This window comes from Paraburkholderia tuberum STM678 (assembly GCF_902833905.1).
GTDB classification, from domain to species: Bacteria; Pseudomonadota; Gammaproteobacteria; order Burkholderiales; family Burkholderiaceae; genus Paraburkholderia; species Paraburkholderia tuberum.
Genome location: NZ_CADFGP010000051.1, coordinates 1 through 15363, shown reverse-complemented (window position 1 = coordinate 15363; position 15363 = coordinate 1). Strand labels below are relative to the sequence as shown.

The following is a 15363-nucleotide window of genomic DNA, read 5'->3' as shown; positions in this document are numbered from 1 at the left end:
CGCCGCGACGGCGTGCAACCCCCGCTTTGATCGAATCGGTCATGCTGACATTCAGCTCTTGTGTTGGGCATCGTCCGTTCGGCCAGGGTCCGCTCGCCGCGCCGGCGGGTTAAACTCACGCCCTGAGCATCTACCGCAAGAAGACACGAAGGATGGGTATTCAAACCGCAGCGGCCAACGACGTCGCACAACACACGCCGATGATGCAGCAGTACCTGCGCATCAAGGCGGAGCATCCGGGCACGCTGGTGTTCTACCGGATGGGCGACTTCTACGAACTCTTTTTCGACGACGCGGAAAAAGCCGCGCGCCTGCTCGACCTGACGCTCACGCAGCGCGGCGCGTCGGCGGGCAATCCGATCAAGATGGCCGGCGTGCCGCATCACGCTGTCGAACAGTATCTGGCCAAGCTCGTGAAGCTCGGCGAATCGGTCGCGATCTGCGAACAGATCGGCGACCCGGCCACCTCGAAAGGCCCGGTCGAGCGCAAGGTCATGCGCGTGGTTACGCCTGGCACGCTGACCGACGCCGCACTGCTGTCCGACAAGAGCGACGTCTATCTGCTCGCGCTGGGCGTCGCGCACAATCGCCGCGGTGTCGCCACGAGCGTCGGTCTCGCATGGCTCAATCTCGCGAGCGGCGCGCTGCGCCTCGCCGAAGTCGCGCCCGATCAGGTCGCCGCCGCGCTGGAGCGCATCCGTCCCGCGGAAATTCTGGTCGCCGACGCCACCGCCGATTCGACCAGCTGGACACCGCCTGTCAACGCCGGCGCGCTCAAGCGTGTACCAGCCTGGCACTTCGATATCACCTCGGGCACGAAGCGCCTGTGCGACCAACTCGAAGTCGCGAGCCTCGACGGCTTCGGCGCGCATTCGCTCGGTTGCGCGTGCGGGGCGGCCGGCGCGTTGCTGCTGTATGCGGCGTCCACGCAGGGCCAGCAACTGCGCCATGTGCGCAGCCTGAAGGTCGAATACGAATCCGAATACATCGGCCTCGATCCGGCCACGCGCCGCAACCTCGAACTCACGGAGACACTGCGCGGCACCGAATCGCCGACGCTGTGCTCGCTGCTCGACACCTGCTGCACGACGATGGGCAGCCGCCTGCTGCGGCACTGGCTGCATCATCCGCCGCGCGATTCGGCGGTGGCTCAGGCGCGTCAGCAGGCGATCGGCGCGTTGCTCGACACGCCGCCGGGCGCCGACCTCCATACCTTGCGCAGCGCATTGCGGCAGATTTCGGACATCGAACGGATCACCGGACGTCTCGCGCTGCTGTCGGCGCGGCCGCGCGATCTGTCGAGCCTGCGCGATACCTTCATCGCGCTACCTGCATTGCGCGCGCAGCTCGCGGCGGTGGCCTCGAACGCGGATTCGCTCGCGCGCATCGACGCGGCGCTCGAACCGCCGCACGCGTGCGCCGATTTGCTGAAGCTCGCGGTCGCGCAAGAGCCGGCCGCGATGGTGCGCGACGGCGGCGTCATCGCGCGTGGTTATGACGCCGAGCTCGACCAACTGCGCGATATTTCGGAGAACTGCGGACAGTTCCTGATCGATCTCGAAACACGCGAACGCGCGCGCACCGGCATCAGCAATCTGCGCGTCGAGTACAACAAGGTGCACGGCTTCTATATCGAAGTCACGCGCGGCCAGACCGACAAGGTGCCGGACGACTATCGCCGTCGGCAAACGCTGAAGAATGCCGAGCGCTATATCACGCCCGAGCTGAAGACCTTCGAGGACAAAGCGCTGTCCGCGCAGGAACGCGCGCTCGCGCGCGAACGCGCACTGTACGACGCGTTGCTGCAATCGTTGCTGCCGTTCATTCCCGACTGTCAGCGCGTTGCGCTCGCGCTCGCCGAACTCGATCTGCTGGCCGCGCTCGGCGAACGCGCTCGCGCGCTCGACTGGGTTGCGCCGACGTTCTCGGCGAACGCGGGTATCGACATCGAGCAGGGTCGTCATCCGGTGGTCGAGGCGCAAGTCGAGCAGTTCATCGCCAACGATTGCTCACTCGCGACCGAGCGCAAGCTGCTGTTGATCACCGGTCCCAACATGGGCGGTAAGTCGACTTTCATGCGCCAGACCGCGCTGATCGCGCTGCTCGCTTACGTGGGCAGCTATGTACCAGCGCGGCGCGCGGCCTTCGGACCGATCGACCGCATCTTCACGCGCATCGGCGCGGCCGACGACCTCGCCGGCGGCCGCTCGACCTTCATGGTGGAGATGACCGAAGCCGCCGCGATCCTCAACGACGCGACATCGCAAAGCCTCGTGCTGATGGACGAGATCGGCCGCGGCACGTCGACGTTCGACGGCCTCGCGCTCGCGTGGGCGATCGCGCGCCACCTGCTCGCCCACAACGGCTGCTACACGCTGTTCGCGACGCACTATTTCGAGCTGACGCAACTACCCGCGGAGTTTCCGCACGCGGCCAACGTGCATCTGTCGGCAGTCGAGCACGGGCACGGCATCGTGTTCCTGCACGCGGTCAACGAAGGGCCCGCCAATCAGAGCTACGGTCTGCAGGTCGCGCAGCTCGCCGGCGTGCCGAACGCGGTGATCCGCGCGGCACGCAAGCATCTCGCGCATCTGGAGCAGCAATCGGCCGCGCAGCCCGCGCCGCAACTCGATCTGTTCGCGACGCAGCCTGCCATGCTCGCCGAAGACACGGACGACGACCACGAGACGGCGAGCGACGCAACGCCCGCGTCGCCCGCGATGCAGACACTCGTCGAGCGTCTGCGCGGCATCGATCCGAACGATCTGCGGCCGCGCGAAGCGCTCGATCTGCTGTACGAACTGCATGAACTGGCCGTCGCGCCGGATGCGGACCACTGACACGCCGGGACATCCGCCGCGCCCGCGCGGGCTTCGCGCGGCGCTGCGCCACGTGCTCGCACCGGCAGGCGGTATCGTCGTGCTGGTGGCAGTGTGCGCATGGACCGCGCCGGCGCACGCTGAGGCCTCGCGCTTCGCGTTCGCGGTGATTTCCGGCACGATGCACAGCCCCGCCGACGAAGCCGCCACGCAACGGCTGCTCGAGGCGATCGGCCGCGAGCGCGACGTGCGCTTCATCGTCTACGACGGCAATCTGAAGGGGCCAAAGGAAGTTTGCCGCGACGCGCTGTTCGAGCGCCGCCACGCGCTGCTCGACAGCTCGCGCACTGCCCTCTTCTTTATCCCCGGCCAACATGACTGGGTCGATTGCGGCACGGCGGAAGCCGGCGGCTTCGATCCGGTCGAGCGGCTCGACCAGTTGCGGCAAACGCTGTTCGCCGATCCAACGTCGATGGGGCAGAACCCGATCGCGTTGACGCGCGAGAGCGAGGTGTCGCGCTTCCGCCCGTTCCGTGAAAACGTGCGCTGGGTGGTCAACGAAAAAACGAACGACAAAGCGAACACCAACGCCGGCGACATCGTCTTCATCGGCCTGAACGCGCCGGGTCCGAACAACCACTACCTGAGCGCGGGCGGCCGCAACGGCGAGTTCGAAGATCGCGTGATCGCCAACGCATTCTGGCTCGAGCACGCGGCCGAATACGCGAAGCGCCGCGACGCGCGCGCGATCGTCGTGTTCATTCAGGGCGACTTCGACCCGGAGCGCTACGAGCGACCCGAACGGTTCGCCTGGCTGCACTTCGCACATAGCTCGCGCCGCGACGGCTTTCTGGAATTCAAGCGCAGTCTGCTCAAGCTCGCGCAGATTTTCCCCGGACCCGTGGTCGTCATTCATGCAGACGAGGACCGGCCGGCCGGCGGTTTCGTCATCGATCAGCCGCTACGCAACGACAAGGGGACGGTCGTGACGAACCTCACGCGCATTGCGCTCGCACCGCATGATCGTCTCAACCAATGGATTCAGATAGAAGCGGATTTCGGCAGCAAGCCGCCGTTCAGAGTCAGCGTGCGCGACGTGCCGAAGCAGATGCCGCTGCCCACCACGCCGCCGGTCTTGCCGCCCGCATCGCCGCGCGACGAATCCGGCGCGTCGATGCCGGTTGCGCCGGAGATGCCGAATGTGGAAGGTTTCGGGCCGGCGTCGGAATTGCCGCCCGTATTGCGGACACCTGGAGAGTCGCAGGAGCAGCAGCCGCGCATCCCGTCCGACCAGGGCGGCGGCGACTATGGGCCCGCTATCTCGATGCCGCCGGGGTCGATACTGCCAGCCTCGCCTGCGTTGCCCGCATCGGTGCCGTCTGCCCCCGCGACGACACCGCGCATGCCCGCAAGCTCAGTGCAGGGTCGGTTTTGAGCTGTCTTCTTCGTCCTCGTCTTCATCGTCGTCGAGAACTTCGAGGCCGTCCGCGCCATGCGCGTGCTCGTGCTGGATTTCGTCTTCAGTTGCCGGACGCACGTCTTTGACGGTCAACGCGAAACGCAGCGCCATGCCGGCGAGCGGATGATTGCCGTCGAGCACGACCTTGTCTTCCGCGACGTCGGTCACCACGTACACCAGCGCATCGATTTCCTCGTCGCCATCTTCGGGGGTGCCTTCGAACTGCATGCCGACTTCGAGCGGTTCCGGGAAGCGATCGCGCGGCTCGATCTTCACAAGCTCGGGATCGTATTCGCCGAACGCGTCTTGCGGCTCGAGCTGGATCTGGGTCTCGAAGCCGGCCTCGTGGCCGTCGAGCTCTTCCTCGATCTTGGGGAACGTGCCATCATAGCCGCCGTGAAGATAGACCATCGGCTCTTCGCTTTCCTCGATCAGATTGCCCTGCGCATCCGACAGCTTGTAGGCGACCGACACGACGGTGTTCTTTGCGATTTTCATTCGACTCTCCAGAATACAACTCACATTATACGATGCCCAGGCGGCCCACCCACCTCCCGGCCGATGCAGGTTCGGCAAGCAATTCGCCGTCTGCTGCAAAGCCGGCCACGCGGCCCACTCTTCCGCCCTCGCCCGACGTTCCGACCGCACTTCTCGGCCATCTGAGCCCGTCGCAATTCATGCGCCGCTACTGGCAGAAAAAGCCGCTGCTGATCCGTCAGGCGATTCCGGACATCGAAGCGCCGCTGTCGCGCGACGAGCTGTTCGAGCTGGCCGATCGGGACGACGTCGAAGCGCGCCTGATCACGCACTTCCGCAACAAATGGCAGCTGGAGCACGGCCCGTTCGCGCCCGACGAACTGCCGTCCGTCAAACAGCGCGCATGGACACTGCTCGTGCAGGGCGTGGATCTGCACGACGACCGCGCGCGCGCGTTGCTCGACCGTTTCCGTTTCGTGCCGGACGCGCGTCTCGACGACCTGATGATTTCGTATGCGACCGATAGTGGCGGCGTCGGCCCGCACTTCGATTCCTACGATGTGTTTCTTTTGCAAGTAAAAGGCAAGCGCCGCTGGCGCATTAGCGCGCAGAAAGATCTGACGCTGCAGCCCGGCTTGCCGTTGAAGGTTTTACAGCACTTCGAGCACGAACAGGAGTGGGTACTCGAGCCCGGCGACATGCTGTACCTGCCGCCGCACATCGCGCACGACGGCATCGCCGAGGGCGAATGCATGACCTGCTCGATCGGTTTTCGCGCGCCCTCCGAAAGCGAGCTGACCGCGCAGTTCCTCTACCACCTGGCCGAGCGCGGAGAGGCCACGGGCAAGGCGGGCGCCCTTTATCGCGACCCACGGCAGGCCGCGGTCGAACAGCCGGCCGAGTTGCCCGCGGCGCTCGTCGAACGGGTGGGCGCGATGCTTGCTAAAGTGCGATGGAATGAGCAGGACATTGCGTCGTTCCTTGGCACGTACCTCAGCGAACCTAAGCCGAGTGTCGTCTTCGATCCGCCGCAACGGCCGCTCAACGAAGCCCGTTTCATCGGCGCGGCGTCGAGATCCGGTCTACGGCTCGATCGCAAGAGTAACCTGTTGTATGAACGACGTTTTTTCTTCGTAAATGGAGAAGAAATATCGTGGACCGGCGCGAAAAAATGGCTGTTTGAACTCGCAAATCTGCGGTGCATGAGTGCGATACGCTTTGTAACACTATCACACGATTCATCGGTGACAGCACTGCTACACGAGTGGTATTGTGCGGGCTGGATACAGGTAGGCGAGATTGCGTAACTCTGCCCGCCTGTTATACCGTACGGTGAAATTTTGTATGAGAAAGACAACGTATTGACCCGCATTTATCGACTGTCAGTACGAAAGTGCATATAATTTCCGCCCAAGCCGTAGGGAAGATTCCAGCTCGTCAAAAGAGCATCTCCACCAGCGGCCCAGGTCGGTGTTGGAGCACATTACCGGTTTTATTTTGCGCTGTTGCTTACCTTTAAACCATAAAAGGACGTGATCATGAAGAAATCCCTCCTCGTAGCATCCCTGTTGGCAGTTGTGGCACTCGCTGCATGCAACAAGAGCAACGATCAGGCTGCTGCACCGTCGGAAGCTGCGTCCGCACCGGCGGCAGCATCGCCTGCTGAAGCAGCATCGCCGGCAGTTGCAGCATCGCCGGCCGAGGCAGCATCGCCGGCCGAAGCAGCATCGCCGGCCGAGGCAGCATCGCCGGCTGAAGCAGCATCGCCGGCAGCAGGCGCAAGCCAGTAAGCCGCAACGGTTCGGCGCTGTAGCGGCGCTCCCGCTACAGCGCCTGCGCACGAAACGTTTGGAGGTTGGCCGGAAACGGCGCGGGCCGCAAACGGGCAAAGAAAAACGCCACGGATTCACATCCGTGGCGTTTTGTCATTCAGGGCCGCTTTCCGCTGCGGAGCTCGTCGCATGTGTGGAACACATCCCCTATCGAACCGGCGCCGCTGGCCCAGCGCTCTCCTCAAAGAACTCACGCACCACGTCGATCTCGCGGGTGCGCTTGAACGGCGGCAGACTCTGCCAGATGCGGCGGCCATAAGGTTTATCGACGAGACGTGTATCGCAGATCATCAGCACGCCACGATCGGTCTCCGCGCGAATCAGCCGGCCGGCGCCCTGCTTCAGCGTGATGACGGCCTGCGGCAGCTGATGCACGGCGAACGGGCTCAAGCCCTTCTTCGTCAGTGCGTCGAGCCGCGCGGCCAGCACGGGATCGTCCGGCGGCGCAAACGGCAGCTTGTCGATCACGACCAGCGACAGCGCGTCGCCACGCACGTCCACCCCTTCCCAGAAGCTCTGACTGCCGACCAGGATCGCATTGCCGTAGGCGCGAAAGCGGTCGAGCAGTTCGGTGCGGCTCGCATCGCCCTGCACGAGCAGCGGATAGTCCCAGCCGCGCGACTCGATCGCGTCGCGCAGCTTCGCCGAGATACGATCCACCGCGCGCAGCGTCGTGCACAGCATGAAGACGCCGCCGCCCGAGGCTTCGATCGCGGGCAATGCGGCATCGAACACGGCGTCGGTGAACATCGGCGATGACGGCTGTGGCAGATTGCGCGGTACGTACAGAAGCCCTTGCGATGGATAGTCGAATGGGCTCGGCAATGTCATCGAGCGCTTCGAGTTCAAGCCCATCTGCGCCGCATAGTGCGTGAAGTCGCCGCGCACCGACAGCGTCGCCGATGTGAAGATCCACGCGCGCGGTACGCCGGCGCGCTGCTTCGCGAAAATCGGCGCGACCGACAACGGCGTTTCGTGCAGCTGCACCGTATGCGAGAACACCTCGATCCAGCGCACCTTTTCATTCGGATCGGCGCGCTCCGCGCCGGCGTCACCCTCGCGGGTCGCAACCGCGTCGCGTTCTGCACTCGTGGGTGGCGTGGTCCAGCCGCTCAGCACGTCCTGCAACTCGCGCGCGCGACGCAAACACGCGCCGAGCGATTCGGCTCGCTCGGCCTGGCCCGCCAATGCCGAGGCCAACGCGTCGAGCTCGGCCTCGAGCGTCTCGAGCGCGGCGAACAGCGGGTGATCGTCGGGCAGCTGGCCGATCGACAGACGCACCGAGTCTTCCTTGAACGCGAGCCGCACGTCGCGCGCGGCGCGCTCGAGCGTCGCGCCGAGCTTGACCCAATCGACCGCATCGCGTGCGTGACCGAGGCCCTCGGCGACCGAATCGCGTGCGAGTTCGAGAAACTGCGCGGTCGATAGCGTCTCGCCGAAAAACAGCGTCGCGGTTTCGGGCAGCTGGTGCGCTTCGTCGAAGATGACCGTATTCGCAGTCGGCAGCAGCTCCGCCATGCCGGTATCGCGCAGCATGATGTCGGCGAAAAACAGATGGTGGTTGACCACCACGATATCGGCCTGCTGCGCTTCGCGGCGCGCCTGCATCACGAAGCAGTCCTTGTAGTGGGGACACTCCTGGCCGAGACAGTTGTCGCGCGTCGACGTGACCATCGACCACACCTGCGCCGTTTCCGGCACGCTCGCGAGTTCGGCCTTGTCGCCGGTGCGCGTGATCTTCGCGAAGCGCACGATGTCCTGCAGATACGAGGTCTCCTGGCGCGACGGCAGACGGCCGTTGTCCGCGGTGCGTTGCAGGTAGTAATGGCACAGGTAGTTCGCGCGGCCCTTCAGCATCGCGACCGACACCGGCACCGCGAGCGCGTCGCGCACGGTCGGAATGTCGCGCTGGAACAGCTGATCCTGCAGATGCTTGGTGCCGGTCGAGACGATCACCTTGCCGCCCCACAGCATGGCCGGCACGAGGTACGCATAGGTCTTGCCGGTGCCGGTACCCGCCTCTACGATCAGCGTATTCTCACCACCGTCGACGCCATCGGCTTGTGCGTTGCTCCCGGTCGACTCAGAGACGGCTTCAGCGCCGGTCTGCTGCAGGCGCCGCGCCGGGCGCTTCTGCGTCTCGAACATCGCGGGCTCGGGCATCGCGCGGCCCGACGCCTCCATCGCCGCGGCAACCGCGCGCGCCATCTCGATCTGCGACGCACGCGGCCGATAACCGTCGATCTGCCGTGCGAGCAGACCGTTGTCGGCGAAGATGTCGTCGAGCTCGCTCGCGCGGCGCCGATTCAGCGACACACCTGGCGCCGGTGCTGCCGCGCGCGGCGCAGGCGTACCCGAAGCAGATGCGTTGTCCGGCGCGGCCCGGGATGAAGTGTCATGCGATGAATTCAAGGCAAGCGTTCCTGCTAAGTCCGGCTCGCGCGCTGCGCGCCCGGCGCCTGCCAGGCCGCGAACTCAGGCGCGCGCGTCCGGTTCGAGCTGCAATTGCAGCAAGATGATGGTGTCCTTGACTTTAAGTTTGCGCTTTTTCAGGCGCTGTAACTCGAAGTCGTCGATGCCGGGTTCATCCGACATCCGGTCGATCAACCGGTCGAGTCCACTATGCTCCGATTCCAGTTGCAGAATGCGGTCGCGAAGTGTGTTTGCGTCGATGACGTGATGACGATCGCGCATGCTCGCCTCCTCTGGTCGGCGGCACGAACCGCGTGCGCGCGGTCCGATGCCTGAGGTTGCTGTCCGCCTCAAAACGCATTACGGCGACTACGGCGGCCCTGGCCACGACCGCCACGGCTTACTCTACGATACAGCCACTACAGCACGCTTACTGTTGCTCTTGTTGCTGCTTTTTCTGCTCTTCGAGCTGTTGCTGCTTCAGCTCGTCCTGACGCTTCTGCTCGGCCTTCTCGGCGGCCTGCTTTTGACGTGCTTCGACATCGAGCTTGTGCTGCTCGGCCTCGGCCTGCTTCCGCTCGAAAGTCTCCTGTTTCTGCTGGCGCTCCGCGGCCTTTTGCGCACCCTGCCGACGCGCTTCCTCGAGCTTGCGCTGGTAGTCGCTCTGCTTCTGGTCGTAGGCCTTCTGATTGGCCGCCGCCTGCGCAGGCGTGACACCACGCTGCGCCTGATCGAGCGCGTGCTGGCGCTGCTTCTCCTCGTAGGCCTGCGCGTTGGCTTCGTGCTGCGGTGCCGCGGCGTTGCGCTGCGCCTGATCGAGCGCGTGCTGACGTTGCTTCTCCGCGTAGGCCTGCGCATTGGCTTCGCGCTGCGGCGCCTCGGCGTTGTGCTGCGCCTGATCGAGCGCGTGCTGACGCTGCTTTTCCTGATACGCCTGCTCGTTGCGCGCGTCTTCGGCGGCACGTTGCGGCGCTTCCGCCTCGTTTTGCGCGCGCCGCAACGCGGTGCGTTCGTCGCGTTCACGGGCGCGCTGCGCACGCTGCTCGGCGTCGAGCGCGAGCTGTTCCTTGCGGATGTCCGCCTGCACGCTGCGCATCGCGTCGCGCGCGCGGTTCAGACAGTGATTGACGAAGAAGCGGCTGTAGCAGTTGTGTTGCGCGACAGCGAATTGATAGTTGTTGTCGTCCGTGCGCTGATTGAGCACCTGTTGCCGCTCGTCGAACGACTTGTCCAGCACGGCTACGTCACTTGCGCTTTGAGGGCCGTCGGCGGTTGCGGCGGCTTGCGGTCCCGAGGCCGCGACGGGCCCGGTACCTTGCGCCGGCGTCGCGCTTTGCGCCACGGCCGACACCGGCACGACGAGCGCTGCGGCGATCACGCACGACGCGGCAGCCGTTAAAGCCGACCGACCGAACGAGCGCAAAGAAACCAGCGGCAATTGAGACGAACCCGGCAGTGAACCCGGCAGTGAACCTGACGCCAGCGAAGAGACCAGGCGGTTGAGGGACAAGGAGATTGGCAACGTCGTAGAGGGTCAACGGAACATGCCCGAAATTCTAACACCCCACGGTTGAGCCCTTTGGCATTTATGGCAAAATGCCCCGCTCTAGACTTGGTCGCGGCACATGCCCGGCCTGTCCCGATTTGCCGCCGGCGCGCGGCCCATCACTGAGTCCGCAGGAACACCAAGACCTTATGACGGAAACCGTAGCACTCAAGATCGTCCAGCGCATCGCCACCGAACTGTCCGTCCAGCCGCGCCAGGTCGCGGCCGCAGTGGAACTTCTCGACGAAGGCGCGACCGTTCCGTTCATTGCCCGTTATCGCAAGGAAGTGACCGACAATCTCGACGACACGCAACTGCGCAATCTCGAGGAACGCCTAGTCTATTTGCGCGAGCTGGAAGACCGGCGCGCGGCGATCATCGCGAGCATCGACGAACAGGGCAAGCTCACCGACGAGCTGCGCGGCGCGATCGAAGGCGCCGACAGCAAACAGGTGCTCGAAGACCTCTATCTGCCATACAAACCGAAGCGCCGCACGCGCGCGCAGATCGCGCGCGAAGCCGGCTTGCAGCCGCTCGCCGACGCGCTGCTCGGCAATCCGCTGCTCGATCCGCAAGCCGAAGCCGCGGCGTACGTGGACGCGGACAAAGGCGTCGCCGATGTGAAGGCCGCGCTCGACGGCGCGCGCGACATCCTCTCCGAACAATTCGGCGAGACCGCCGAACTGCTCGGCAAGCTGCGCGACTATCTGTTCAACCAGGGCGTGGTGTCGTCGAAGGTCGTGGAAGGCAAGGAAACCGCGGAAGAGGAGAAATTCCGCGACTACTACGACTACGCCGAAACGATCCGCACGGTGCCGTCGCATCGCGCGCTCGCACTGTTCCGCGGCCGCAATGCCGGCGTGCTGATGATCAAGCTCGGCCTCGGCGAAGAGCTCGACGCGCAGGTGCCGCACCCGGGCGAAGCGCTGATCGCGCGGCACTTCGGCATCGCCAATCAGAACCGCCCCGCCGACAAGTGGCTCTCCGACGTGTGCCGCTGGTGCTGGCGCGTGAAGGTGCAGCCGCACCTCGAAAACGAACTGCTGACCAATCTGCGCGACGAAGCCGAACACGAAGCGATCCGCGTGTTCGCGCGCAATCTGAAGGACCTGCTGCTCGCGGCGCCGGCTGGTCCGAAGGCCGTGATCGGTCTGGATCCGGGCTTGCGCACCGGCGTGAAGGTGGCGGTGGTCGACCGCACCGGCAAGGTGCTCGCGACCGACACGATCTACCCGCACGAGCCGCGCCGCGACTGGGACGGCTCGCTCGCGAAGCTCGCGCGAATCGCCGCGCAAACGCAGGCCGAGCTGATCAGCATCGGCAACGGCACCGCGTCGCGTGAGACGGACAAGCTCGCGAGCGAGCTGATCGCGCGTCATCCGGAGCTGAAGCTGCAGAAGATCGTCGTGTCCGAAGCCGGCGCGTCGGTGTACTCGGCGTCCGAGCTTGCCGCGAAGGAATTCCCCGCCATGGACGTGTCGCTGCGCGGCGCGGTGTCGATTGCGCGACGTCTGCAGGACCCGCTCGCCGAGCTCGTGAAGATCGAGCCGAAGGCGATCGGCGTCGGCCAGTATCAGCACGACGTGAACCAGCGCGAACTCGCGCGCTCGCTCGACGCGGTCGTCGAAGACTGCGTGAATGCGGTCGGCGTCGATGCGAACACCGCGTCGGTCGCGCTGCTCGCGCGGGTGTCGGGTTTAAACGCAACGCTCGCGCGCAACATCGTCGACTATCGCGATGCGAACGGGCCGTTCCCGTCGCGCGAGCATCTACGCAAGGTGCCGCGTCTCGGCGACAAGACCTTCGAGCAGGCTGCCGGCTTCCTGCGCATCAATAACGGCGAGAATCCGCTCGACCGTTCGTCGGTGCACCCGGAAGCGTATCCGGTCGTCCAGCGCATCCTCGCGAAGATCAGTAAGCAGGTCGGCGAAGTGCTCGGCAATCGCGACGCGTTGCGCGGACTGTCACCCACCGAATTCGTCGACGAGCGTTTCGGTCTTCCAACCGTGCGCGACATCCTGGTCGAACTCGAGAAGCCGGGCCGCGATCCGCGTCCCGAGTTCAAGACCGCGACGTTCCGCGAAGGTGTCGAGAAGGTCAGCGATCTGATCCCGGGCATGGTGCTCGAAGGCGTCGTGACGAACGTCGCGGCGTTCGGCGCGTTCATCGACGTCGGTGTGCATCAGGATGGCCTCGTGCACGTGTCGGCGATGTCGACGAAGTTCGTGAAGGACCCGCATGAGGTCGTGAAAGCCGGTCAGATCGTCAAGGTCAAGGTGCTCGAAGTCGACGTGAAGCGCCAGCGTATCGCACTGACGATGCGTCTCGACGACGAACCCGGTGCAGCGGCCGTGCGCAGCGGCGGCGGTGCGCAGCAGGATCGCGGTGGCTCGGGCGGCAGCTTCAATCGCGGCGGAGCGGGACGCGGTGCGCCGCAACGCTCGCGCGAACCGGAGCCGGGCGGCGCGATGGCGGCTGCGTTTGCGAAGCTCAAGCAGAAGTGAGCGTCACGGACCGGAGCACGTCGTCGCACGCGCTCCGGTCCGTGACATGACTGCGTCGCGCGCTCAACCGCTTGCACGCGCGCATGAACAAAAAGCCCACGCATTGCGTGGGCTTTTTGTTTGCGCTCCCGCACGTCACGCGCGAGCCGTCAAATCTCGATCTTCGTTCCCAGTTCCACGACCCGGTTAGCCGGGATGCTGAAGAAGTCGGTCGGCTTCGCGGCGTTCTGATGCATCCACGCGAACACACGCTCGCGCCATACCGACATGCCCGGCAATTGCGTCGGCACCACCGTTTCGCGCGCGAGGAAGAATGACGTGTCCATCAATTCGAAGCTCATGTCGTGCGTGCGGCCGACGTCGAGCAGCACCGCCTTCACGTCGGGCGTTTCGTTAAAGCCGTAGGCTGCCTTCACCAGCCACAGGCCACCGTTCATGTCCTTCACGGTCACGCGATCGGCGTCCTTCACGTACGGAATGTCGCGCGTGACGAAGGTCAGAAAGATCGTGCGCTCGTGCAGCACCTTGTTGTGTTTCAGATTGTGCAGCAGGCTCACCGGCACCAGCGAATCGCTGCCGGTCAGATAGATCGCGGTGCCCGACACGCGATGCGGCGGATGCGCGAGCAGGCCTTGCAGGAACGGCATCAGCGGAATACCGTCGGCGGCCGTGCGTTCCTTCACGATCATCCTGCCCTTGAACCACGTCATCAGCAGGAAGAACAGCAGGCCGCCGATGCATAGCGGCAACCAGCCGCCCTCTTCGACCTTCAGCAGGTTCGCGCCGAAAAAGCCCAGGTCGACCACCATGAACACGCCGATAATGAGCCCAACCAGCAGTTTGTTCCAGTTCCACACCTTCACCATCACGACGCAGGCAAGGATCGTCGTGATCACCATCGTTGCCGTCACCGCGATACCGTACGCGGCCGCCAGATTGTCCGAGCTCTTGAACGCGATCACGATGCACAGGATGATGAACAGCAGCATCCAGTTCACGACCGGCACATAGATCTGCCCGATCGCGAGTTCGGACGTGTGCAGGACCTTCATGCGCGGCACGTAGCCGAGCTGGATCGCCTGGCTCGTCAGCGAGTACGCGCCCGAAATCACCGCCTGCGACGCGATCACCGTCGCGACCGTCGACAGCACGACGAGCGGCAACAACGCCCAGTCCGGCGCGAGCAGGAAGAACGGATTTTCGATCGCCTTTGGGTCGTGCATCAGCAGCGCGCCCTGGCCGAAGTAGTTCAGCACGAGCGAAGGCATCACGAGCACGTACCACGCCATGCGGATCGGCTGCGCGCCGAAGTGGCCCATGTCCGCGTACAGCGCCTCCGCGCCGGTCAGCACCAGCACGACCGAGCCGAGCACCACGTAGGCCTGCAGCACGTGCGCGGCCATGAACGTGTACGCGTAGTAGGGATTGAGCGCCTGGATCACATTCGGCGACTGCATGATGTGCCACAGGCCGAGCACGGCGAGCACGAGGAACCAAAGCGTCATGATCGGCCCGAACAGACGGCCGACCGTGGCCGTGCCGTGCCGCTGGATCCAGAACAGCACGATCAGGATCACGACGGTCAGCGGAATCACCAGATGCGCCAGATGCGGCGCGGCGATTTCGAGACCTTCGACCGCCGAGATCACCGAGATTGCCGGCGTGATCACCGCGTCGCCGTAAAACATGCAGGCGCCGAAGATGCCGAGCATCATCAGAAGGCCGGCCATTTTCGATTTCTGATCGACCGAGCGCATCGCCAGCGCCATCAGCGCGAGGACGCCGCCCTCGCCGTTGTTGTCGGCGCGCATCACGAACAGCACGTACTTGACGCCGACCACGATCACGATTGCCCAGAACAGCAGCGAAATAACGCCAAGGATCGACTGATCGGTCAACGGGATGCCGTGCGACGGACTGAAGGCTTCCTTCAGTGCGTACAACGGGCTCGTACCGATGTCGCCGAACACCACTCCGATCGCGGCAATCGCAAGGGAAGGCAGTGGCTGTTTGTGTACGTGATTGTTATCTGTCATGGACGCGAGGAAATCCGTTCCGGGGCGGAAAAAACGACCGCTATTTTAAACTGCCCATCCGGTACCGCCCGGCTTGTTGTGGATACGCCACGTGGATGTCCGCGCAGTGTAGCACTGCGATATGGACGCGCCTGCCGCGGTGCGGACGTCGCGGCGCGGCGCTTGACGATCGGGTAGGAGGCGGGGTTGCCCCCGCCGTCCTCCCACAACACCGGACGTACGGATCACGTATCCGGCGTTTCCTGACGACTGGATTGCTCCAGCGAGCTTCGTTTCGT

General features: G+C 64.7%; 10 protein-coding genes. 5 read left to right on the top strand and 5 right to left on the bottom strand.

Translation table 11 applies throughout. The features are described from left to right. Positions 1-152 precede the first annotated feature (152 nt). Positions 153-2840: a DNA mismatch repair protein MutS gene (mutS, locus tag HWY30_RS31730; protein WP_090800705.1), complete on the top strand. Its 2688-nt coding sequence runs from the start codon at positions 153-155 to the stop codon at positions 2838-2840. Beyond that, the gene (locus HWY30_RS31725; RefSeq protein WP_090800707.1) at positions 2806-4254 is read left to right on the top strand and encodes a hypothetical protein; all 1449 of its coding nucleotides are present in this window, start codon (positions 2806-2808) and stop codon (positions 4252-4254) included. The genes mutS and HWY30_RS31725 overlap by 35 nt, the downstream gene beginning before the upstream one ends. Here HWY30_RS31725 and HWY30_RS31720 read toward each other — a convergent pair. Beyond that, positions 4234-4776, bottom strand: a complete 543-nt coding sequence (locus HWY30_RS31720) for an FKBP-type peptidyl-prolyl cis-trans isomerase (protein ID WP_090800708.1) — start codon at positions 4774-4776, stop codon at positions 4234-4236. The genes HWY30_RS31725 and HWY30_RS31720 overlap by 21 nt on opposite strands. A gap of 32 nt (positions 4777-4808) precedes the next feature. Here HWY30_RS31720 and HWY30_RS31715 point away from each other — a divergent pair, with 32 nt between their 5' ends. Continuing rightward, complete coding sequence (locus HWY30_RS31715) at positions 4809-6062, top strand: cupin domain-containing protein (RefSeq protein ID WP_090800710.1); 1254 nt, start codon at positions 4809-4811, stop codon at positions 6060-6062. Positions 6063-6293: 231 nt separating this feature from the next. After that, positions 6294-6545, top strand: coding sequence for a hypothetical protein (locus HWY30_RS41985; protein ID WP_167368596.1), 252 nt, complete (start codon positions 6294-6296; stop codon positions 6543-6545). Between the two features lie 189 nt (positions 6546-6734). Here HWY30_RS41985 and yoaA read toward each other — a convergent pair whose 3' ends face one another. From yoaA to HWY30_RS31700, 3 genes are all read right to left on the bottom strand, one after another. Further along, complete coding sequence (yoaA, locus tag HWY30_RS31710; RefSeq protein WP_090800711.1) at positions 6735-8999, bottom strand: DNA repair helicase YoaA; 2265 nt, start codon at positions 8997-8999, stop codon at positions 6735-6737. A gap of 63 nt (positions 9000-9062) precedes the next feature. Continuing rightward, the gene (locus HWY30_RS31705; RefSeq protein WP_013089766.1) at positions 9063-9281 is read right to left on the bottom strand and encodes a DUF465 domain-containing protein; all 219 of its coding nucleotides are present in this window, start codon (positions 9279-9281) and stop codon (positions 9063-9065) included. A 148-nt stretch (positions 9282-9429) separates the two neighbouring features. Continuing rightward, positions 9430-10377 carry a coiled-coil domain-containing protein gene (locus tag HWY30_RS31700; protein WP_090800712.1) on the bottom strand — a complete coding sequence of 316 codons (948 nt, stop codon included), beginning with the start codon at positions 10375-10377 and terminating at the stop codon, positions 9430-9432. A gap of 317 nt (positions 10378-10694) precedes the next feature. Here HWY30_RS31700 and HWY30_RS31695 point away from each other — a divergent pair, with 317 nt between their 5' ends. After that, positions 10695-13049 (top strand): Tex family protein, encoded by a 2355-nt coding sequence (locus HWY30_RS31695; protein WP_090800714.1) that lies wholly within the window; start codon positions 10695-10697, stop codon positions 13047-13049. A 149-nt stretch (positions 13050-13198) separates the two neighbouring features. Here HWY30_RS31695 and HWY30_RS31690 read toward each other — a convergent pair whose 3' ends face one another. After that, positions 13199-15085, bottom strand: a complete 1887-nt coding sequence (locus tag HWY30_RS31690; protein WP_090800715.1) for a potassium transporter Kup — start codon at positions 15083-15085, stop codon at positions 13199-13201. Between the last annotated feature and the right edge of the window lie 278 nt (positions 15086-15363).